28 protein-coding genes are annotated in these 18269 nt (G+C 56.2%); 1 reads left to right on the top strand and 27 read right to left on the bottom strand.

The features are described from left to right. Nucleotides 1-13: 13 nt before the first annotated feature. Entirely contained in the window at nucleotides 14-535 is a 522-nt protein-coding gene (locus F475_RS14370) for a single-stranded DNA-binding protein (protein WP_007933689.1), read from the bottom strand. Between the two features lie 9 nt (nucleotides 536-544). After that, nucleotides 545-1942, bottom strand: a complete 1398-nt coding sequence (locus F475_RS14365; RefSeq protein ID WP_019650831.1) for an MFS transporter — start codon at nucleotides 1940-1942, stop codon at nucleotides 545-547. 191 nt (nucleotides 1943-2133) lie between these two features. Here F475_RS14365 and uvrA point away from each other — a divergent pair, with 191 nt between their 5' ends. Then, nucleotides 2134-4968, top strand: a complete 2835-nt coding sequence (gene uvrA / locus F475_RS14360) for an excinuclease ABC subunit UvrA (RefSeq protein ID WP_018925658.1) — start codon at nucleotides 2134-2136, stop codon at nucleotides 4966-4968. Nucleotides 4969-5040: 72 nt separating this feature from the next. Here the strand turns inward: uvrA and bfr are convergent, their stop codons facing one another. The 25 genes from bfr to rpsS all read right to left on the bottom strand — a co-directional run bounded on the left by bfr (nucleotide 5041) and on the right by rpsS (nucleotide 18256). Then, nucleotides 5041-5505, bottom strand: a complete 465-nt coding sequence (gene bfr / locus F475_RS14355) for a bacterioferritin (RefSeq protein WP_018925657.1) — start codon at nucleotides 5503-5505, stop codon at nucleotides 5041-5043. A 150-nt stretch (nucleotides 5506-5655) separates the two neighbouring features. After that, nucleotides 5656-7110, bottom strand: a complete 1455-nt coding sequence (locus tag F475_RS14350) for a catalase (protein WP_064620710.1) — start codon at nucleotides 7108-7110, stop codon at nucleotides 5656-5658. 238 nt (nucleotides 7111-7348) lie between these two features. Then, the gene (gene rplQ / locus F475_RS14345) at nucleotides 7349-7735 is read right to left on the bottom strand and encodes a 50S ribosomal protein L17 (protein WP_007924175.1); all 387 of its coding nucleotides are present in this window, start codon (nucleotides 7733-7735) and stop codon (nucleotides 7349-7351) included. 42 nt (nucleotides 7736-7777) lie between these two features. Beyond that, complete coding sequence (gene rpoA, locus F475_RS14340; RefSeq protein ID WP_003186012.1) at nucleotides 7778-8779, bottom strand: DNA-directed RNA polymerase subunit alpha; 1002 nt, start codon at nucleotides 8777-8779, stop codon at nucleotides 7778-7780. Between the two features lie 22 nt (nucleotides 8780-8801). Next, complete coding sequence (rpsD, locus tag F475_RS14335) at nucleotides 8802-9422, bottom strand: 30S ribosomal protein S4 (protein WP_003176404.1); 621 nt, start codon at nucleotides 9420-9422, stop codon at nucleotides 8802-8804. 18 nt (nucleotides 9423-9440) lie between these two features. After that, nucleotides 9441-9830: a 30S ribosomal protein S11 gene (rpsK, locus tag F475_RS14330; protein ID WP_002555466.1), complete on the bottom strand. Its 390-nt coding sequence runs from the start codon at nucleotides 9828-9830 to the stop codon at nucleotides 9441-9443. A gap of 30 nt (nucleotides 9831-9860) precedes the next feature. After that, complete coding sequence (gene rpsM / locus F475_RS14325; RefSeq protein WP_003186020.1) at nucleotides 9861-10217, bottom strand: 30S ribosomal protein S13; 357 nt, start codon at nucleotides 10215-10217, stop codon at nucleotides 9861-9863. A gap of 130 nt (nucleotides 10218-10347) precedes the next feature. Beyond that, nucleotides 10348-10464, bottom strand: a complete 117-nt coding sequence (gene rpmJ, locus F475_RS14320; RefSeq protein ID WP_002555468.1) for a 50S ribosomal protein L36 — start codon at nucleotides 10462-10464, stop codon at nucleotides 10348-10350. 27 nt (nucleotides 10465-10491) lie between these two features. After that, nucleotides 10492-11820, bottom strand: a complete 1329-nt coding sequence (gene secY, locus F475_RS14315) for a preprotein translocase subunit SecY (RefSeq protein WP_003228718.1) — start codon at nucleotides 11818-11820, stop codon at nucleotides 10492-10494. After that, nucleotides 11821-12258, bottom strand: coding sequence for a 50S ribosomal protein L15 (gene rplO, locus F475_RS14310; protein ID WP_111454176.1), 438 nt, complete (start codon nucleotides 12256-12258; stop codon nucleotides 11821-11823). A 3-nt stretch (nucleotides 12259-12261) separates the two neighbouring features. Further along, nucleotides 12262-12438, bottom strand: coding sequence for a 50S ribosomal protein L30 (rpmD, locus tag F475_RS14305; RefSeq protein ID WP_003176408.1), 177 nt, complete (start codon nucleotides 12436-12438; stop codon nucleotides 12262-12264). Between the two features lie 2 nt (nucleotides 12439-12440). Continuing rightward, on the bottom strand, nucleotides 12441-12941 hold the full coding sequence (gene rpsE / locus F475_RS14300) for a 30S ribosomal protein S5 (protein WP_003186035.1): 501 nt from the start codon (nucleotides 12939-12941) through the stop codon (nucleotides 12441-12443). A 3-nt stretch (nucleotides 12942-12944) separates the two neighbouring features. Continuing rightward, a complete protein-coding gene (rplR, locus tag F475_RS14295) occupies nucleotides 12945-13295 on the bottom strand; it encodes a 50S ribosomal protein L18 (protein WP_003186037.1) in 351 nt (116 codons plus the stop codon). A 10-nt stretch (nucleotides 13296-13305) separates the two neighbouring features. Next, nucleotides 13306-13839 (bottom strand): 50S ribosomal protein L6, encoded by a 534-nt coding sequence (gene rplF / locus F475_RS14290; protein WP_003176412.1) that lies wholly within the window; start codon nucleotides 13837-13839, stop codon nucleotides 13306-13308. Between the two features lie 12 nt (nucleotides 13840-13851). Further along, nucleotides 13852-14244: a 30S ribosomal protein S8 gene (rpsH, locus tag F475_RS14285; protein WP_003186040.1), complete on the bottom strand. Its 393-nt coding sequence runs from the start codon at nucleotides 14242-14244 to the stop codon at nucleotides 13852-13854. 209 nt (nucleotides 14245-14453) lie between these two features. After that, nucleotides 14454-14759: a 30S ribosomal protein S14 gene (rpsN, locus tag F475_RS14280; protein ID WP_003176414.1), complete on the bottom strand. Its 306-nt coding sequence runs from the start codon at nucleotides 14757-14759 to the stop codon at nucleotides 14454-14456. Nucleotides 14760-14772: 13 nt separating this feature from the next. Then, complete coding sequence (rplE, locus tag F475_RS14275) at nucleotides 14773-15312, bottom strand: 50S ribosomal protein L5 (RefSeq protein ID WP_003210069.1); 540 nt, start codon at nucleotides 15310-15312, stop codon at nucleotides 14773-14775. 20 nt (nucleotides 15313-15332) lie between these two features. Then, entirely contained in the window at nucleotides 15333-15647 is a 315-nt protein-coding gene (rplX, locus tag F475_RS14270) for a 50S ribosomal protein L24 (RefSeq protein WP_007896770.1), read from the bottom strand. Nucleotides 15648-15658: 11 nt separating this feature from the next. Then, complete coding sequence (gene rplN / locus F475_RS14265) at nucleotides 15659-16027, bottom strand: 50S ribosomal protein L14 (RefSeq protein ID WP_002555479.1); 369 nt, start codon at nucleotides 16025-16027, stop codon at nucleotides 15659-15661. A gap of 23 nt (nucleotides 16028-16050) precedes the next feature. Continuing rightward, nucleotides 16051-16317: a 30S ribosomal protein S17 gene (rpsQ, locus tag F475_RS14260; protein WP_003176419.1), complete on the bottom strand. Its 267-nt coding sequence runs from the start codon at nucleotides 16315-16317 to the stop codon at nucleotides 16051-16053. A gap of 2 nt (nucleotides 16318-16319) precedes the next feature. After that, entirely contained in the window at nucleotides 16320-16511 is a 192-nt protein-coding gene (gene rpmC, locus F475_RS14255) for a 50S ribosomal protein L29 (protein ID WP_002555481.1), read from the bottom strand. Beyond that, entirely contained in the window at nucleotides 16511-16924 is a 414-nt protein-coding gene (rplP, locus tag F475_RS14250) for a 50S ribosomal protein L16 (RefSeq protein WP_003228729.1), read from the bottom strand. The genes rpmC and rplP overlap by 1 nt, the downstream gene beginning before the upstream one ends. 12 nt (nucleotides 16925-16936) lie before the next feature. Further along, on the bottom strand, nucleotides 16937-17623 hold the full coding sequence (gene rpsC, locus F475_RS14245; RefSeq protein WP_003176422.1) for a 30S ribosomal protein S3: 687 nt from the start codon (nucleotides 17621-17623) through the stop codon (nucleotides 16937-16939). Between the two features lie 13 nt (nucleotides 17624-17636). Continuing rightward, nucleotides 17637-17969, bottom strand: coding sequence for a 50S ribosomal protein L22 (gene rplV / locus F475_RS14240; protein WP_003103908.1), 333 nt, complete (start codon nucleotides 17967-17969; stop codon nucleotides 17637-17639). Nucleotides 17970-17980: 11 nt separating this feature from the next. Then, nucleotides 17981-18256, bottom strand: coding sequence for a 30S ribosomal protein S19 (gene rpsS / locus F475_RS14235; RefSeq protein ID WP_002555486.1), 276 nt, complete (start codon nucleotides 18254-18256; stop codon nucleotides 17981-17983). Nucleotides 18257-18269: the final 13 nt, after the last annotated feature.

The raw sequence follows: 18269 nt of genomic DNA, 5'->3' as shown, positions 1-18269 counted from the left end.
TCTCAGGTAAGTCCTAGAACGGAATATCGTCATCAAAGCTGTCGAAATCCGGAGCCGGTTGCGGAGCAGCCTGCGGTGGAGCCGGGCGCGACTGTTGCGGTGCCGACTGCTGCGGACGCGGAGCCTGCTGGCGTGGGGCTGGAGCGGATTGCTGGTAGTTATTGCCCCCGCCTTGTTGGTCGCCCTGTTGTGGACGGCCGCCCAGCAGTTGCATGGTGCCTTGCATGTCGACCACGATTTCAGTGGTGTAACGCTTGATACCGTCTTTTTCCCACTCGCGGGTCTGCAGCTTGCCTTCGATGTAGACCTGCGAACCTTTACGCAGGTATTCGCCGGCGATTTCGGCCACTTTGCCGAACATCGAAACACGGTGCCATTCGGTCTTCTCGACCTTCTGACCGGTTTGCTTGTCGGTCCACTGTTCGCTGGTCGCCAGACTCAGGTTGGTCACGGCGTTACCGTTAGGCAAGTAGCGAACTTCGGGATCCTGGCCGCAAGTGCCGACCAATATGACTTTGTTAACCCCACGGGCCATAACGTTCTCCTAGGCTACGCACGCTGCCTCGGCCGGGTTGTTCACCAGGCGCTCAAGGGTCGTGCGATCCAATAGTTCTGTGTCCAATTTGATGTAAATCGCCGCTTCATCAGCAACGATCACCGCATCTGTTACCCCTACGACGGCCTTCAGGCGCTCAACCAGACCCGCTTCGCGGATCGCCTCGGGCGACAACGGCAAGCGCAGGCTCGTGACGTAAGGTGGTTCACGCATGGTAACAGCAAAGGCCAGCCAAAGTGCAGCCAGCCCGGCACATCCCAGGAACACAACCGACAAACCGCCGTGCTGAAACAGCCAGCCGCCGAGGATCCCGCCCAGTGCCGAACCGAGGAACTGACTGGTGGAATAAACCCCCATCGCCGTGCCTTTGCCGCCTGCCGGTGAAACCTTGCTGATCAGCGACGGCAAGGACGCTTCCAGCAGATTGAACGCGGTGAAAAACACCACCGTGCCGATCACCAGAGCCCGCAAGCTGTCGCCGAACTGCCAGAAGAATAGCTCAGTGAGCATCAGCGTCAGCACCGCGCCCAATAAAACTCGTTTCATTTTGCGTTTCTTCTCGCCGTAGATAATGAACGGGATCATGGCGAAGAAGGAAATCAGCAGCGCGGCCAGGTACACCCACCAGTGCTGCTCCTTGGGCAAACCGGCTTTTTCGACCAGCGCCAGGGGCAATGCAACGAAGCTCGACATCAACATCGCGTGCAACACAAAAATGCCCAGGTCCAGGCGCAGCAGGTCCGGGTGCTTGAGCGTCGGGATCAGTGCCTGACGCGCGACACCAGACTCGCGGTGCTGCAATGGCCCGGTGGCGCGCGGCACCATGAACATCACGATGACGATACCGAGCAGCGCCATGCCGCCGGTGGCGAAGAACAGCCCCGAGAGGCCGAAGGCACGGGTCAGCAATGGCCCTACCACCATGGCAATCGCGAACGACAGACCGATCGTCATGCCGATCATGGCCATGGCTTTGGTCCGATGCTGTTCCCGGGTCAGGTCCGACAGCAATGCCATGACCGCCGCAGAAATCGCCCCGGCGCCCTGCAGGATGCGTCCGGCGATGACGCCCCAGATCGAATCGGCATTGGCCGCCAGCACGCTGCCCAGAGCGAAGACGATCAGCCCCAGGTAAATCACCGGACGACGACCGATGCGGTCGGAAATGAAGCCAAAGGGAATCTGAAAAATCGCCTGGGTCAGGCCGTAAGCGCCAATCGCCAACCCGATGAGGGCCGGGGTCGCGCCTGCCAGGTCCATCCCATAGGTCGCCAGCACCGGCAACACCATGAACATGCCAAGCATACGGAAGGCGAACACCAGGGCCAGACCGCTTGCTGCGCGGGTCTCACTGCCACTCATGCGTTCGCTGTGGGGATCGTGCATGGAAAAACCTCATCTGAACCGGCGGCGATTCTACCAGTCCCATCGATTGACGGGGTATATAGCGACGCTATGACGCGCGCAGATGACGCAATCTTCATGCAAGGTTGCGCGCCCCTCATTTGATAGTGTGCATCCATCCAGTATTTGGCCGTATACTCCTACGTTTTCGACGCCCGCCGAGCGAGGCCACTTTGGACAAGATCCTGATTCGTGGGGCCCGAACCCACAACCTGAAGAACATCGACCTGACCCTGCCACGGGACAAACTGATCGTCATCACCGGCCTGTCCGGATCCGGCAAGTCGTCCCTGGCCTTCGACACGCTGTACGCCGAAGGCCAGCGCCGCTATGTCGAATCGCTGTCGGCCTACGCCCGGCAATTCCTGTCGATGATGGAAAAGCCTGACGTCGACACCATCGAAGGTCTGTCGCCAGCGATCTCCATCGAACAGAAGTCGACCTCGCACAACCCGCGCTCGACGGTTGGCACCATTACCGAAATCTACGATTACCTGCGCCTGCTCTACGCTCGCGTCGGTATTCCGCGCTGCCCGGACCACGACATTCCGCTGGAAGCCCAGACTGTCAGCCAGATGGTCGACCTGGTGCTGGCGCAACCGGAAGGCAGCAAACTGATGCTGTTGGCTCCGGTAATCCGCGAGCGCAAGGGTGAGCACCTCTCAGTCTTCGAAGAACTGCGGGCCCAGGGCTTTGTGCGCGCCCGGGTCAACGGCAAGCTCTGTGAGCTGGACGAGTTGCCGAAGCTGGATAAACAGAAGAAGCACTCGATCGATGTCGTGGTCGACCGCTTCAAGGTCCGCGCCGATCTGCAACAACGCCTGGCCGAATCGTTCGAGACCGCGCTGAAACTGGCGGACGGCATCGCTCTCGTGGCGCCAATGGACGACGAGCCCGGCGAAGAAATCATCTTCTCCGCACGCTTCGCCTGCCCGATCTGTGGCCACGCCATCAGCGAGCTGGAACCCAAGCTGTTTTCCTTCAACAACCCGGCCGGCGCCTGCCCGACCTGCGATGGCCTGGGGGTTAAACAGTTCTTCGACACCAAACGATTGGTGAACGGTGAACTGACCCTGGCCGAAGGCGCGATCCGCGGCTGGGACCGGCGCAACGTCTATTACTTCCAGATGCTTGGCTCGCTGGCCGCCCACTACAAGTTCAGCCTCGAAGTGCCGTTCAACGAACTGCCGGCCGATCAACAGAAATTCATCCTGCACGGCAGTGGCTCGCAGAACGTCGACTTCAAGTACCTGAACGACCGCGGCGACATCGTCAAGCGCTCGCACCCGTTCGAAGGCATCGTGCCGAACCTGGAACGCCGCTACCGCGAAACCGAATCGGCTTCGGTCCGCGAAGAACTGGCCAAATTCCTCAGCACCCAGCCTTGCCCGGATTGCCGTGGCACCCGTCTGCGTCGCGAGGCGCGACACGTGTGGGTTGGCGAGAAGACCTTGCCGGCGGTGACCAACTTGCCGATCGGCGATGCCTGCGAATACTTCGGCGTGCTGAAGCTGACCGGCCGCCGTGGCGAAATTGCCGACAAGATCCTCAAGGAAATCCGCGAACGCCTGCAGTTTCTGGTCAACGTTGGCCTGGACTACCTTTCCCTGGATCGCAGTGCTGACACGCTGTCCGGCGGTGAGGCCCAGCGTATCCGCCTGGCCAGTCAGATTGGCGCCGGCCTGGTTGGGGTTCTGTACATCCTCGATGAACCATCAATTGGCCTGCACCAGCGGGACAACGACCGGTTGCTGGGCACCCTCAAGCACCTGCGCGACATCGGCAACACGGTCATCGTGGTCGAGCACGATGAAGACGCGATTCGTCTGGCTGACTATGTGGTGGACATTGGCCCGGGCGCAGGTGTGCACGGTGGACATATCGTTGCCGAAGGGACGCCGGACGAAGTCATGGCTCACCCTGATTCGCTGACCGGCAAGTATTTGTCGGGCCGGGTGAAGATTGCCGTTCCAGCCAAACGCACACCCCGTAACAAGAAGTTGTCGTTATCCCTCAAGGGCGCTCGCGGCAACAATTTGCGCAATGTCGATCTGGAGATTCCAATCGGCCTGCTGACCTGCGTGACCGGCGTGTCCGGCTCGGGCAAATCGACGCTGATCAACAACACGTTGTTTCCCTTGAGCGCTACCGCACTCAATGGGGCAACGACACTGGAAGCGGCGGCTCACGACAGTATCAAGGGCCTTGAGCACCTGGATAAAGTCGTCGACATCGATCAGAGCCCGATCGGTCGCACACCGCGCTCCAACCCGGCGACCTACACCGGCTTGTTCACGCCAATTCGCGAGTTGTTCGCCGGCGTACCGGAATCGCGCTCCCGCGGTTACGGGCCGGGGCGTTTCTCCTTCAACGTGAAGGGCGGACGCTGTGAAGCCTGCCAGGGCGATGGCCTGATCAAAGTGGAGATGCACTTCCTGCCGGACATCTATGTCCCGTGCGACGTCTGCAAGAGCAAGCGCTACAACCGCGAAACCCTTGAGATCAAATACAAGGGCAAGAGCATCCACGAAACCCTCGAGATGACCATCGAGGAAGCCCGGGTGTTCTTCGACGCAGTTCCGGCCTTGGCGCGCAAGCTTCAGACGCTGATGGACGTAGGCCTTTCGTACATCAAGCTGGGACAATCGGCAACGACGCTATCGGGCGGTGAGGCCCAGCGGGTGAAACTGTCCCGCGAGCTGTCCAAGCGCGATACCGGCAAGACCCTGTATATCCTCGATGAGCCAACTACCGGCCTGCACTTTGCAGATATCCAGCAACTGCTCGATGTTTTGCATCGCTTGCGCGACCATGGCAATACCGTGGTGGTGATCGAACACAACCTGGATGTGATCAAGACCGCCGACTGGTTGGTGGACCTGGGGCCGGAAGGCGGCTCCAAGGGGGGCCAGATCATTGCCGTCGGCACGCCGGAAGACGTGTCCGAGATGAAGCAGTCTCACACTGGCTACTACCTCAAACCACTGCTGGCTCGCGACAAGGCCTGAATCAGGCCCATGAAAAAGCCCCTGTCACTTTGTCGGTGACAGGGGCTTTTTTGTGCGTCGTCGGCCTAAAAATCAGAATTGCGATTGCAGGTAATTCTCCAATCCGATCAACTTGATCAAACCCAGCTGTTTCTCCAGCCAATAGGTGTGATCTTCCTCGGTGTCGTTCAGCTGAATGCGCAAGATCTCGCGGGTGACATAGTCCTTGTGCCGCTCGCAAAGCTCGATGCCTTTGCACAGAGCTGCACGAACTTTATATTCCAGACGCAGGTCAGCGGCGAGCATGTCCGGCACGGTGGTGCCGACATCGAGATCGTCCGGACGCATGCGCGGCGTACCTTCGAGCATCAGGATCCGACGCATCAGCGCATCAGCGTGCTGAGCCTCTTCTTCCATCTCGTGGTTGATACGTTCGTAGAGCTCGGTGAACCCCCAGTCCTCGTACATCCGCGAATGGATGAAATATTGATCACGCGCTGCCAGTTCGCCTGTCAGCAACGTGTTGAGGTAATCGATTACGTCTGGGTGACCTTGCATCGCCCTACATCTCCCTGCTTGAAAGTCTGTAGTTTGAACCAACCTGACCTGAAGGTCACTCGCCCGCCGCAATAAAAGCGAAGATATTCTGAGAAAATGGGTTCAAATAACGCAAAAAACCGCCCTAATGAGGGCGGTTCTGCTTCTCGTTTAGACTTCGTTAAGCTGTACGCCCAACGCCTTCGCGATGCCTTCTCCATAAGCCGGATCGGCCTTGAAGAAATGCTGTAGCTGACGATCAACCACGTCGCCGGAAACCCCAGCCATTGCACCGGCAATGTTGTTGATCAGCAGCGCTTTCTGCTCATCGTTCATCAGACGGAACAGCGCACCCGCGTGACTGTAGTAGTCGGTATCTTCGCGATGATCGTAACGGTCAGCCGCGCCGCTCAAGGCCAAGGCAGGTTCCGCGTAGTGCGGTGCCTGTTTCGGTGATTCAACGTAGCTGTTCGGCTCGTAGTTCGGCGCCGCACCGCCATTACTGCCAAACGCCATCGAACCATCGCGCTGGTAAGTGTTGACCGGACTGCGAGGTGCATTCACTGGCAGCTGCTGGTGATTGGTGCCCACACGGTACCGGTGGGCATCCGCGTAAGCGAACACACGCCCCTGCAGCATGCGGTCAGGTGACAGGCCGACGCCTGGGACCATGTTGCTCGGACCGAACGCGGCCTGCTCGACTTCAGCGAAGTAGTTCAGCGGATTGCGGTTGAGCTCAAGCTCGCCCACTTCGATCAACGGGAACTCCTTCTGCGACCAGGTCTTGGTCACGTCAAACGGGTTCTCATAGTGAGTCGAGGCCTGAGCCTCGGTCATGATCTGAATGTTGACACTCCATTTCGGGAAGTCACCGCGCTCAATGGCGCCGAACAGGTCACGTTGTGCGTAATCCGGATCGGTGCCGGCCAGACGCGCCGCTTCTGCCGGAGCGAGGTTCTTGATCCCTTGCTTGGTTTTATAGTGCCACTTCACCCAGTGACGCTCGCCATTGGCGTTGATCAAGCTGTAGGTGTGGCTGCCGAAGCCGTGCATGTGACGGTAACCGTCAGGGATGCCGCGGTCCGAAAACAGGATAGTGACCTGGTGCAGCGCCTCAGGCGAATGCGACCAGAAATCCCACATCATCTGCGCGCTTTTCAGGTTGCTTTGCGGCAGACGCTTCTGGGTGTGGATAAAGTCAGGGAATTTCAGCGGATCACGGATGAAGAACACCGGCGTGTTGTTACCGACGATGTCCCAGTTGCCTTCCTCGGTGTAGAACTTCAGGGCAAAACCACGTGGATCACGCTCGGTGTCAGCCGAGCCGCGCTCGCCACCCACGGTGGAGAATCGCAGGAAGGTCGGGGTTTGTTTGCCGACAGACTCAAACAGCTTGGCACTGGTGTATTGAGTGATATCGCGAGTCACAGTGAACGTGCCGTAAGCACCCGAGCCTTTGGCGTGTACGCGACGCTCCGGGATGTTTTCACGGTTGAAGTGGGCAAGCTTCTCGATCAGGTGGAAATCGTCGAGCAGCAGAGGGCCACGAGGGCCGGCGGAGCGGGAATTCTGGTTGTCGGCGACAGGAGCGCCACTGGCGGTCGTAAGTGTTTTGTTTTGGCTCATGCGATCTCTTCCTCTGTCAGTCTTGAACTGCCGGCTAAATCGGCTTGGTGGGAAGTATTGATCATCAACATGACAGTCACAAATTCATTAATTTGCAGACATCAATAGAAAATTACTAATGATCAACCCAAGCATATAGTGCCTATAGGGAAGGGTTTGAAGCTTGTACGCAGAGCGCATTTCTTGCAGGCACAAAAAACCGGGCACTAGGCCCGGTTCTTTGTTTCAGACTGACGTCTTACTCAGCGGATACAGCTTCACCGCCGACAGCACGATCAACCAACTCGACGTACGCCATAGGCGCGTTGTCGCCAGCGCGGAAACCGCACTTGAGGATGCGCAGGTAGCCACCCTCACGGGTAGCGTAACGCTTGCCCAGGTCGTTGAAGAGCTTACCAACGATAGCTTTCGAACGAGTACGGTCGAAAGCCAGACGGCGGTTAGCCAAGCTGTCTGTCTTGGCCAAAGTGATCAGCGGCTCAGCAACGCGGCGCAGTTCTTTGGCTTTTGGCAGTGTAGTTTTGATCAGCTCGTGCTCGAACAGCGACACCGCCATGTTTTGAAACATGGCCTTGCGGTGCGAGCTGGTGCGGCTCAGGTGACGACCACTTTTACGATGACGCATGGTTCATTCCTTACCAAACACAACGTTCGGTGATTACGACGATCAGGCAGTCGCCTTGTCGTCCTTCTTAAGACTTGCAGGCGGCCAGTTGTCGAGGCGCATGCCGAGGGACAGACCGCGGGAGGCCAGAACGTCCTTGATTTCAGTCAAGGATTTCTTGCCAAGGTTCGGAGTCTTCAACAGCTCTACTTCGGTACGCTGAATCAGGTCGCCGATGTAGTAGATGTTTTCCGCCTTAAGGCAGTTAGCCGAACGTACAGTCAGTTCCAGATCGTCAACCGGGCGAAGCAGGATCGGATCGATCTCGTCTTCCTGCTCGACAACCACTGGCTCACTGTCACCTTTGAGATCGACGAACGCAGCCAACTGCTGTTGCAGAATGGTTGCAGCACGGCGGATAGCCTCTTCAGGATCCAGGGTACCGTTGGTTTCCAGATCAATAACCAGCTTGTCCAGGTTAGTACGCTGTTCGACACGGGCGTTTTCCACCACGTATGCGATACGGCGAACCGGGCTGAACGAAGAGTCAAGCTGCAAGCGACCGATGCTGCGGCTTTCGTCTTCATCGCTCTGACGCGAGTCTGCCGGTTCATAACCACGACCACGAGCTACGGTGAGCTTCATGTTCAGGGCGCCGTTAGACGCCAGGTTAGCGATTACGTGATCGGGGTTAACGATCTCGACATCATGATCCAGCTGAATATCGGCAGCGGTAACCACCCCCGAACCCTTCTTCGACAAGGTCAGCGTAACTTCGTCTCGACCGTGCAGCTTGATAGCCAGACCTTTAAGGTTCAACAGGATTTCAATTACGTCTTCCTGTACACCTTCGATGGCGCTGTACTCGTGGAGCACACCGTCAATCTCGGCCTCGACTACTGCACAGCCGGGCATTGAGGACAACAGGATGCGGCGCAGCGCGTTGCCCAGGGTGTGGCCGAAACCACGCTCGAGAGGCTCGAGTGTGATCTTGGCGCGGGTTGGACTGACAACCTGCACATCAATATGGCGGGGTGTCAGGAACTCATTTACCGAAATCTGCATGGATGCACCTATTTTCTAGCCCTTACTTGGAGTAGAGCTCGACAATCAGGCTTTCGTTGATGTCGGCGGACAGATCACTGCGAGCAGGAACGTTCTTGAAAACGCCCGACTTCTTCTCAGTGTCTACTTCTACCCATTCTACGCGGCCACGTTGGGCACACAGATCGAGAGCTTGGACAATGCGAAGTTGGTTCTTTGCTTTCTCGCGAACTGCGACCACGTCACCAGCACGAACCTGGTAGGACGGAACGTTTACGGTCTGACCGTTAACGCTGATCGACTTGTGCGATACCAGCTGACGGGATTCGGCACGAGTAGAGCCAAAACCCATACGGTATACAACGTTGTCCAGACGGCATTCGAGCAGTTGCAACAGGTTTTCGCCAGTTGCGCCTTTCTTGCCAGCAGCTTCTTTGTAGTAGCCGCTGAACTGACGCTCGAGAACGCCGTAGATACGACGGACCTTCTGCTTTTCACGCAGTTGGGTGCCGTAGTCGGACTGGCGACCGCGGCGTTGGCCGTGGATACCAGGTGCTGCTTCGATGTTGCACTTCGATTCGATCGCGCGCACGCCGCTCTTCAGAAAGAGATCGGTGCCTTCGCGACGAGCGAGTTTGCATTTTGGACCAATGTAACGAGCCATTCTTTACAATCTCCTGGATTACACGCGGCGCTTCTTCGGCGGACGGCACCCGTTGTGCGGGATTGGCGTCACGTCGGTGATGCTGGCGATCTTGTAGCCACAGCCGTTCAAAGCGCGGACTGCGGATTCACGACCTGGACCTGGACCTTTGACGTTAACGTCGAGGTTTTTCAGGCCGTATTCCAGCGCAGCTTGACCAGCACGTTCAGCAGCTACTTGAGCAGCGAACGGGGTGGACTTGCGGGAACCGCGGAAACCCGAACCACCGGAGGTAGCCCAGGAAAGAGCGTTACCTTGACGGTCGGTGATGGTCACGATGGTGTTGTTAAAAGAAGCATGGATGTGGGCGATGCCATCAACCACTGTCTTTTTAACTTTTTTACGAGGACGAGCAGCAGGTTTTGCCATGATTAATTTCCTGTCGATTCGCTGGGGCGATTACTTGCGGATCGGCTTACGCGGACCTTTACGGGTACGCGCGTTGGTCTTGGTACGCTGACCGCGTACTGGCAGACCACGACGATGACGCAGACCGCGATAGCAACCGAGGTCCATCAAACGCTTGATTTTCATGTTGATTTCGCGACGCAGGTCACCTTCAGTGGTGAACTTCGCCACTTCGCCACGCAGCTGTTCAATCTGCTCGTCGCTCAGATCTTTGATCTTTGCCGCTGGGTTTACCCCAGTCACTGCACAAATTTTCTGTGCAGTAGTGCGACCAACACCATAGATGTAGGTCAGCGAGATAACAGTATGCTTGTTATCTGGAATGTTAACGCCTGCAATACGGGCCATTCAGTGGGACTCCAATTGACAGCTACCTACGCCCCGGAAGCCAAGAAATAGGGCGCGAGATAATATCGCTGTAATAACAAATAATCAACCCGGCAGCGCACTAGCTGCCGGGCTTGAAGCACAATCACACTCAGCCTTGGCGCTGTTTGTGACGCGGTTCCGCGCTGCAAATTACTCGAACAACACCTTCGCGGCGAATAATCTTGCAGTTACGGCACAGCTTTTTCACCGATGCACGAACTTTCATCACCAACTCCTCGAACCTTATGGGTACTCAGCGCAACATGCCGCTGCCGTAACCCTTCAGGTTGGCTTTCTTCATCAGGGATTCGTACTGGTGCGAAACGAGGTGCGATTGTACTTGGGACATGAAGTCCATCACAACCACGACCACGATCAGCAACGAGGTCCCGCCAAGGTAGAACGGTACGTTTGCTGCAACCACCAGAAACTGGGGCAACAGGCAGACGGCCGTCATGTAAAGAGCACCGAACATGGTCAAGCGAGTCAGAACGCCATCAATGTAGCGCGCAGACTGCTCACCTGGACGGATGCCCGGAATAAAGGCACCGGACTTCTTCAGGTTTTCCGCTACGTCTTTCGGATTGAACATCAACGCCGTATAGAAGAAGCAGAAGAAAATAATCCCTGCACTAAACAGCAGAATATTCAACGGCTGACCAGGAGCGATCGACTGCGAGATGTCCTGCAACCAGCCCATACCTTCAGACTGACCGAACCAGGCACCCAACGAAGCCGGGAACAGCAAAATGCTGCTCGCGAAAATAGCCGGAATAACACCGGCCATGTTCACCTTCAGCGGCAAGTGGCTGGTCTGCGCAGCGAAGACCTTACGGCCCTGCTGACGCTTGGCGTAGTGAACAGCAATACGACGCTGGCCACGCTCAATGAACACCACGAAACCGATAATCGCTACTGCCAGCAAACCGATGGCAACCAGGGCGAAGATGTTGATATCACCCTGACGTGCAGACTCGAAAGACTGCCCGATCGCTCTCGGAAGACCGGCGACGATACCCGAAAAAATCAACATCGAGATACCGTTGCCAACACCACGCTCAGTAATCTGCTCACCCAGCCACATCATGAACATCGCACCAGCCACAAAAGTGGATACCGCGACGAAATGGAAGCCAAAGTCACCAGTGAACGCAACGCCCTGCCCCGCCAGACCAATGGACATGCCAATAGCCTGGACGAGAGCGAGGACGACAGTGCCGTAGCGGGTGTACTGGCTGATCTTGCGACGGCCAGCTTCACCTTCCTTCTTCAACTGTTCCAGCTGCGGGCTGACGGCGGTCATCAGTTGCATGATGATCGATGCCGAAATGTACGGCATGATCCCCAGTGCAAAGATACTCATCCGCTCCAGCGCGCCGCCGGAAAACATGTTGAACAAGCTAAGAATGGTCCCCTCATTCTGTCGAAACAGGTCCGCGAGTCGGTCCGGGTTGATACCTGGAACCGGGATGTGTGCGCCTATTCGGTAGACGATAATCGCCAGGAACAGAAAACGCAGACGAGCCCAGAGTTCAGACATACCGCCTTTGCCGAGCGCAGAGAGAGCACCTTGCTTAGCCATTTATTCCTCGAACTTGCCGCCAGCTGCTTCGATAGCCGCACGCGCACCTTTGGTGGCGCCGATTCCCTTTCCGATGGTGACAGCGCGAGTAACTTCGCCGGACAGCATGATTTTCACACGCTGAACGTTGACGTTGACCACGTTGGCATCTTTCAGGGACTGCACGGTGACGATGTCGCCTTCCACTTTAGCCAGCTCGGACAGACGCACTTCTGCGCGATCCATGGCTTTCAGGGAAACGAAACCAAACTTCGGCAGGCGACGATGCAGCGGCTGTTGACCGCCTTCAAAGCCTGGAGCAATGGTGCCACCGGAGCGGGAGGTTTGACCTTTGTGACCACGGCCACCAGTCTTACCCAAACCGCTACCGATACCACGGCCCGGACGATGCTTTTCGCGACGGGAACCCGGCGCTGGACTCAGATCATTGAGTTTCATCGATTAACCCTCGACACGCAGCATGTAGTAAGCCTTGTTGATCATCCCGCGATTCTCGGGAGTATCCTGGACTTCTACAGTGTGACCGATGCGACGCAGACCCAGACCCTTAACGCACAGTTTGTGGTTAGGGATGCGGCCGGTCATGCTTTTGATCAGCGTAACTTTAACGGTAGCCATGATCAGAAGATCTCCTTGACGCTTTTGCCACGCTTGGCGGCAATGGATTCAGGAGACTGCATTGCTTTCAAACCCTTGAAAGTGGCGTGAACCACGTTTACCGGGTTAGTCGAGCCGTAGCACTTGGCCAGAACGTTCTGAACGCCAGCAACTTCGAGGACAGCACGCATAGCGCCGCCAGCGATGATACCGGTACCTTCAGAAGCAGGCTGCATGTACACCTTCGAAGCGCCATGGGCGGACTTCATTGCGTACTGCAGAGTGGTGCCGTTCAGATCAACCTGGATCATGTTGCGGCGAGCAGCTTCCATTGCCTTCTGGATCGCAGCAGGCACTTCACGCGACTTGCCACGGCCGAAGCCAACGCGCCCTTTACCATCACCAACCACGGTCAACGCGGTGAAAGTGAAGATACGGCCGCCTTTAACGGTTTTGGCTACGCGGTTAACTTGAACCAGCTTCTCGATGTAGCCTTCGTCGCGCTTTTGGTCGTTATTTGACATAACTTAGAACTCCAGCCCAGCTTCACGAGCAGCATCAGCCAGCGCCTTGACGCGGCCGTGGTACTTGAAGCCAGAGCGGTCGAAAGCCACCTGCGAGACGCCAGCGGCTTTAGCACGCGTAGCGACCAGCTGGCCAACCTTAGTGGCCGCGTCGATGTTGCCGGTGGCACCATCACGCAGTTCTTTATCCAAAGTCGAGGCACTTGCCAGGACTTTGTTGCCGTCGGCCGAAATGACCTGGGCGTAGATGTGCTGCGACGAGCGGAACACGCAGAGACGCACGACTTCGAGTTCGTGCATTTTCAGGCGTGCTTTGCGAGCGCGACGCAGTCGAGTAACTTTTTTGTCGGTCATTTGCTATGCCCTACTTCTTCTTGGCTTCTTTACGACGGACGACTTCGTCCGCGTAGCGCACACCTTTGCCTTTGTACGGCTCTGGTGGACGGAAGTCGCGGATCTCGGCGGCCACTTGACCTACCAGCTGCTTGTCGATGCCCTTGATCAGGATATCGGTCTGGCTAGGAGTCTCAGCGGTGATGCCTTCCGGCAGTTCATAATCCACTGGGTGCGAGAAGCCAAGAGCCAGGTTCAGCACTGTGCCTTTTGCTTGCGCTTTGTAACCAACACCGACCAGCTGGAGCTTACGCTCGAAGCCTTGGCTTACGCCTTGGACCATGTTGTTTACCAACGCACGAGTGGTACCAGCCATTGCGCGAGTTTGTTGATCGCCATTGCGAGCAGCGAAACGCAGCTCACCAGCTTCTTCAACGATCTCAACGGACGAATGGATGTTCAGTTCGAGAGTGCCCTTGGCACCCTTCACCGAAAGCTGTTGGCCTGCGAATTTGACTTCGACACCGGCTGGCAGCTTAACGGGGTTCTTAGCGACGCGTGACATGCTTATCCCCCCTTAGAACACAGTGCAAAGAACTTCGCCGCCGACACCGGCAGCGCGCGCAGCACGATCCGTCATCACACCTTTGTTGGTGGAGACGATAGACACACCGAGACCGCCACGAACTTTTGGCAGATCATCGACGGACTTGTACTGACGCAGGCCTGGACGGCTAACGCGCTTCACTTCCTCGATGACCGGACGGCCTTCGAAGTACTTCAGCTCGATGGACAGCAGTGGCTTGATTTCGCTGCTGATCTGATAACCCGCAATGTAACCTTCGTCCTTCAGGACTTTGGCAACAGCTACCTTCAAAGTAGAAGATGGCATGCTTACGACGGACTTTTCAGCCATCTGGGCATTACGGATTCGAGTTAGCATGTCCGCTAACGGGTCCTGCATACTCATGGGCTAGACGCTCCTAATACACAAAAAATTAGCCTTGCGGCTACTACGTGTCGCCGAGTACATCCGCGCAAAAAAACACGGGCTCAGGCGAGCCGGGTATTCTAGACACACCCCACAAATGAATCAAGCCCCAATAGGGGCTTGATTCAAGTTCAAGGTCACCGATGGTCAGGATCTTGCGACCCCGAACACCGAGACTTCGACAGTGCTTACCAGCTGGCTTTAACCAGACCAGGTACGTCACCACGCATTGCAGCTTCACGCAGTTTGTTACGGCCAAGGCCGAACTTGCGGTAAACGCCGTGTGGACGACCGGTCAGGCGGCAGCGGTTACGCATGCGCGAAGCGCTTGCGTCACGTGGCTGCTTCTGCAGGGCTACTGTAGCTTCCCAACGCGCTTCTGGACTTGCGTTCAGATCAACGATGATAGCTTTCAGTGCTGCACGCTTTTTGGCGTACTTGGCAACCGTGAGCTGACGCTTCAGCTCGCGGTTTTTCATGCTCATCTTGGCCATTTTCCTACTCCAATCAGTTGCGGAACGGGAATTTGAAAGCACGCAACAGGGCGCGACCTTCATCATCGTTCTTGGCAGTGGTGGTCAGGGTAATGTCCAGACCGCGGAGAGCATCGATCTTGTCGTAGTCGATTTCCGGGAAGATGATCTGCTCTTTAACGCCCATGCTGTAGTTACCACGACCATCGAAGGACTTGGCATTCAGGCCGCGGAAGTCGCGAACCCGAGGCAGGGAGATCGACAGCAGACGATCCAGGAACTCGTACATACGCTCACGGCGCAGGGTCACTTTGACGCCGATCGGCCAACCTTCACGGACTTTAAAGCCAGCGATGGATTTCCGAGCGTAGGTCACAACGACTTTCTGGCCGGTGATCTTTTCCAGGTCAGCAACAGCGTGCTCGATGACTTTTTTGTCGCCGATCGCTTCGCCCAGACCCATGTTCAGGGTGATTTTGGTAACGCGCGGAACTTCCATCACGTTCGAAAGCTTAAGTTCTTCCTTAAGTTTCGGTGCGATTTCCTTCCGGTAAATCTCTTTTAGTCGTGCCATGGTCTTCTACCTAGCAGTGTTCAAGCATCAACCGCTTTTTGGGTCGACTTGAAGACACGAATTTTCTTACCGTCTTCTACTTTGAAACCAACGCGGTCAGCCTTGTTGGTTTCGCCGTTGAAGATGGCGACGTTGGAAGCGTGCAGTGGCGCTTCTTTCTCGACGATACCGCCCTGTACGCCCGACATCGGGTTAGGCTTGGTATGACGCTTGACCAGGTTCAGACCACCAACGACCAGACGGTCATCAGCAAGAACCTTCAGCACCTTACCGCGCTTACCTTTGTCTTTGCCGGCGATCACGATGATCTCGTCGTCACGACGAATCTTTTGCATGTCGGATCTCCTTACAGCACTTCTGGGGCGAGCGAGACGATCTTCATGAACTTCTCAGTACGAAGTTCACGGGTCACTGGCCCAAAGATACGGGTGCCGATCGGCTCTTGCTTGTTGTTCAGAAGAACAGCAGCGTTGCCATCAAAGCGGATAATGGAGCCATCTGCACGGCGAACGCCGTGACGAGTGCGGACTACAACAGCAGTCATCACTTGGCCTTTTTTCACCTTACCGCGAGGAATTGCTTCCTTCACGGTAACTTTGATGATGTCACCGATACCAGCGTAACGACGATGGGAGCCACCCAGCACCTTGATGCACATAACGCGGCGAGCGCCGCTGTTATCGGCCACATCGAGCATGGATTGAGTCTGAATCATATAATTTCTCCGACCCCTAGTCCTTAGACTTCCACAGCGCGTTCGAGAACATCAACCAGCGCCCAAGACTTGGTCTTGGCCAAAGGACGAGTTTCACGAATAGTGACTTTGTCGCCGATGTGGCACTGATTGGTTTCGTCGTGCGCGTGCAGCTTAGTCGAACGCTTAACGTATTTACCGTAGATCGGGTGCTTAACGCGACGCTCGATCAGAACGGTGATGGTTTTGTCCATCTTGTCGCTGACAACACGGCCAGTCAGCGTACGGACAGTTTTTTCGGCTTCAGCCATGATTACTTACCTGCCTGCTGGTTGAGCACAGTCTTCACGCGAGCGATGTCACGCTTAACTTGCGAGAGCAGATGAGACTGCCCCAACTGGCCAGTTGCTTTCTGCATACGCAGATTGAACTGGTCGCGCAGCAGGCCGAGCAGTTGCTCGTTCAGCTGCTGTGCGGATTTTTCACGAAGTTCATTCGCTTTCATCACATCACCGTCCGTTTAACAAAGGAGGTGGCGAGCGGCAGCTTTGCAGCAGCCAGGGCGAAAGCCTCACGCGCCAGCTCTTCAGAAACACCCTCGATTTCATACAGGACTTTGCCTGGCTGAATCTGGGCAACCCAGTATTCCACGTTACCCTTACCTTTACCCATCCGAACTTCGAGTGGTTTTTTGGAAATAGGCTTGTCCGGGAATACACGGATCCAGATCTTGCCGCCACGTTTAACGTGACGGGTCAGTGCACGACGCGCTGACTCGATCTGACGAGCGGTGAGACGACCACGAGCAACAGACTTCAGCGCGAACTCGCCGAAGCTGACTTTGCTACCGCGCAATGCCAGGCCACGGTTGTGACCAGTCATTTGCTTGCGGAACTTCGTACGCTTTGGTTGCAACATTTGGCGTACCCCTTACTTAGCAGCTTTTTTACGAGGCGCTGGTGCTTGTGGTTTCAGTTCTTCTTGGCGACCACCAATTACTTCGCCTTTGAAGATCCAAACCTTTACACCGATCACACCATAAGTGGTGTGAGCTTCGTAGTTGGCATAGTCGATGTCGGCACGCAGGGTGTGCAGAGGCACACGACCTTCGCGATACCATTCAGTACGTGCGATTTCAGCACCGCCGAGACGACCGCTCACTTGGATTTTGATGCCTTTGGCACCAATGCGCATGGCGTTCTGAACAGCGCGCTTCATAGCGCGACGGAACATTACGCGACGCTCCAGCTGCTGAGCTACGCTCTGCGCAACCAGCATACCGTCGAGCTCCGGCTTGCGGATCTCTTCGATATTGATGTGCACAGGCACACCCATTTGCTTGGTCAGGTCCTGACGCAGTTTCTCAACATCTTCACCTTTCTTCCCGATAACGATACCTGGACGAGCGGTGTGGATGGTGATACGTGCAGTTTGGGCCGGACGATGGATATCGATACGGCTTACGGACGCGCTTTTTAGTTTGTCTTGGAGATACTCACGCACCTTCAGATCAGCGAACAAGTAGTCCGCATAAGTCCGACCGTCTGCGTACCAGACGGAGGTGTGCTCCTTGACGATTCCCAGGCGAATGCCAATGGGATGTACTTTCTGACCCATCTCTTCGACTCCGTTACTTGTCAGCAACCTTGACAGTGATATGGCAAGACCGCTTGACGATGCGATCAGCACGGCCTTTGGCACGTGGCATGATGCGCTTCAGCGAACGCCCTTCGTTAACGAAAACGGTGCTGACTTTCAGGTCATCAACGTCTGCGCCTTCGTTATGCTCGGCGTTGGCTACGGCCGACTCCAGCACTTTCTTCATGATCTCGGCGGCTTTCTTACTGCTGAAAGCCAACAGGTTGAGCGCTTCGCCCACCTTCTTCCCGCGGATCTGGTCGGCGACCAAGCGGGCTTTCTGGGCGGAGATTCGAGCGCCCGACAACTTAGCGGCTACTTCCATTTCCTAACCCCTTAACGCTTGGCTTTCTTGTCTGCCACGTGCCCACGATATGTGCGGGTACCGGCGAACTCGCCCAGTTTGTGGCCGACCATGTCTTCGTTAACGAGAACTGGGACGTGTTGACGACCGTTGTGTACTGCGATGGTCAGACCGACCATTTGTGGCAGGATCATCGAGCGACGCGACCAGGTTTTAACTGGTTTGCGATCGTTCTTTTCCGCCGCCACTTCGATCTTCTTCAGTAGGTGAAGATCGATAAAAGGACCTTTTTTCAGAGAACGTGGCACTGTCGTATCCCTC

Origin of the sequence: Pseudomonas sp. URMO17WK12:I6, assembly GCF_003253625.1 — a bacterium.
GTDB lineage: Bacteria > Pseudomonadota > Gammaproteobacteria > Pseudomonadales > Pseudomonadaceae > Aquipseudomonas.
Note: the sequence above shows the minus strand (reverse complement) of the source record. Positions and strands in the feature narration are given on the sequence as shown.

Excerpts from the sequence above, each read along its gene's own strand:
- F475_RS14370 (WP_007933689.1), bottom strand. The coding sequence starts at position 535 with ATGGCCCGTGGGGTTAACAAAGTCATATTGGTCGGCACTTGCGGCCAG.
- F475_RS14365 (WP_019650831.1), bottom strand. The coding sequence starts at position 1,942 with ATGCACGATCCCCACAGCGAACGCATGAGTGGCAGTGAGACCCGCGCA.
- bfr (WP_018925657.1), bottom strand. The coding sequence starts at position 5,505 with ATGCAAGGTCACCCAGACGTAATCGATTACCTCAACACGTTGCTGACA.
- F475_RS14350 (WP_064620710.1), bottom strand. The coding sequence starts at position 7,110 with ATGAGCCAAAACAAAACACTTACGACCGCCAGTGGCGCTCCTGTCGCC.
- rplQ (WP_007924175.1), bottom strand. The coding sequence starts at position 7,735 with ATGCGTCATCGTAAAAGTGGTCGTCACCTGAGCCGCACCAGCTCGCAC.
- rpoA (WP_003186012.1), bottom strand. The coding sequence starts at position 8,779 with ATGCAGATTTCGGTAAATGAGTTCCTGACACCCCGCCATATTGATGTG.
- rpsD (WP_003176404.1), bottom strand. The coding sequence starts at position 9,422 with ATGGCTCGTTACATTGGTCCAAAATGCAAACTCGCTCGTCGCGAAGGC.
- rpsK (WP_002555466.1), bottom strand. The coding sequence starts at position 9,830 with ATGGCAAAACCTGCTGCTCGTCCTCGTAAAAAAGTTAAAAAGACAGTG.
- rpsM (WP_003186020.1), bottom strand. The coding sequence starts at position 10,217 with ATGGCCCGTATTGCAGGCGTTAACATTCCAGATAACAAGCATACTGTT.
- rpmJ (WP_002555468.1), bottom strand. The coding sequence starts at position 10,464 with ATGAAAGTTCGTGCATCGGTGAAAAAGCTGTGCCGTAACTGCAAGATT.
- secY (WP_003228718.1), bottom strand. The coding sequence starts at position 11,820 with ATGGCTAAGCAAGGTGCTCTCTCTGCGCTCGGCAAAGGCGGTATGTCT.
- rplO (WP_111454176.1), bottom strand. The coding sequence starts at position 12,258 with ATGAAACTCAATGATCTGAGTCCAGCGCCGGGTTCCCGTCGCGAAAAG.
- rpmD (WP_003176408.1), bottom strand. The coding sequence starts at position 12,438 with ATGGCTACCGTTAAAGTTACGCTGATCAAAAGCATGACCGGCCGCATC.
- rpsE (WP_003186035.1), bottom strand. The coding sequence starts at position 12,941 with ATGTCAAATAACGACCAAAAGCGCGACGAAGGCTACATCGAGAAGCTG.
- rplR (WP_003186037.1), bottom strand. The coding sequence starts at position 13,295 with ATGACCGACAAAAAAGTTACTCGACTGCGTCGCGCTCGCAAAGCACGC.
- rplF (WP_003176412.1), bottom strand. The coding sequence starts at position 13,839 with ATGTCACGCGTCGCTAAGAACCCCGTTAAGCTGCCAGCCGGTGTCGAA.
- rpsH (WP_003186040.1), bottom strand. The coding sequence starts at position 14,244 with ATGAGTATGCAGGACCCGTTAGCGGACATGCTAACTCGAATCCGTAAT.
- rpsN (WP_003176414.1), bottom strand. The coding sequence starts at position 14,759 with ATGGCCAAGATGAGCATGAAAAACCGCGAGCTGAAGCGTCAGCTCACG.
- rplE (WP_003210069.1), bottom strand. The coding sequence starts at position 15,312 with ATGGCACGACTAAAAGAGATTTACCGGAAGGAAATCGCACCGAAACTT.
- rplX (WP_007896770.1), bottom strand. The coding sequence starts at position 15,647 with ATGCAAAAGATTCGTCGTGACGACGAGATCATCGTGATCGCCGGCAAA.
- rplN (WP_002555479.1), bottom strand. The coding sequence starts at position 16,027 with ATGATTCAGACTCAATCCATGCTCGATGTGGCCGATAACAGCGGCGCT.
- rpsQ (WP_003176419.1), bottom strand. The coding sequence starts at position 16,317 with ATGGCTGAAGCCGAAAAAACTGTCCGTACGCTGACTGGCCGTGTTGTC.
- rpmC (WP_002555481.1), bottom strand. The coding sequence starts at position 16,511 with ATGAAAGCGAATGAACTTCGTGAAAAATCCGCACAGCAGCTGAACGAG.
- rplP (WP_003228729.1), bottom strand. The coding sequence starts at position 16,924 with ATGTTGCAACCAAAGCGTACGAAGTTCCGCAAGCAAATGACTGGTCAC.
- rpsC (WP_003176422.1), bottom strand. The coding sequence starts at position 17,623 with ATGGGTCAGAAAGTACATCCCATTGGCATTCGCCTGGGAATCGTCAAG.
- rplV (WP_003103908.1), bottom strand. The coding sequence starts at position 17,969 with ATGGAAGTAGCCGCTAAGTTGTCGGGCGCTCGAATCTCCGCCCAGAAA.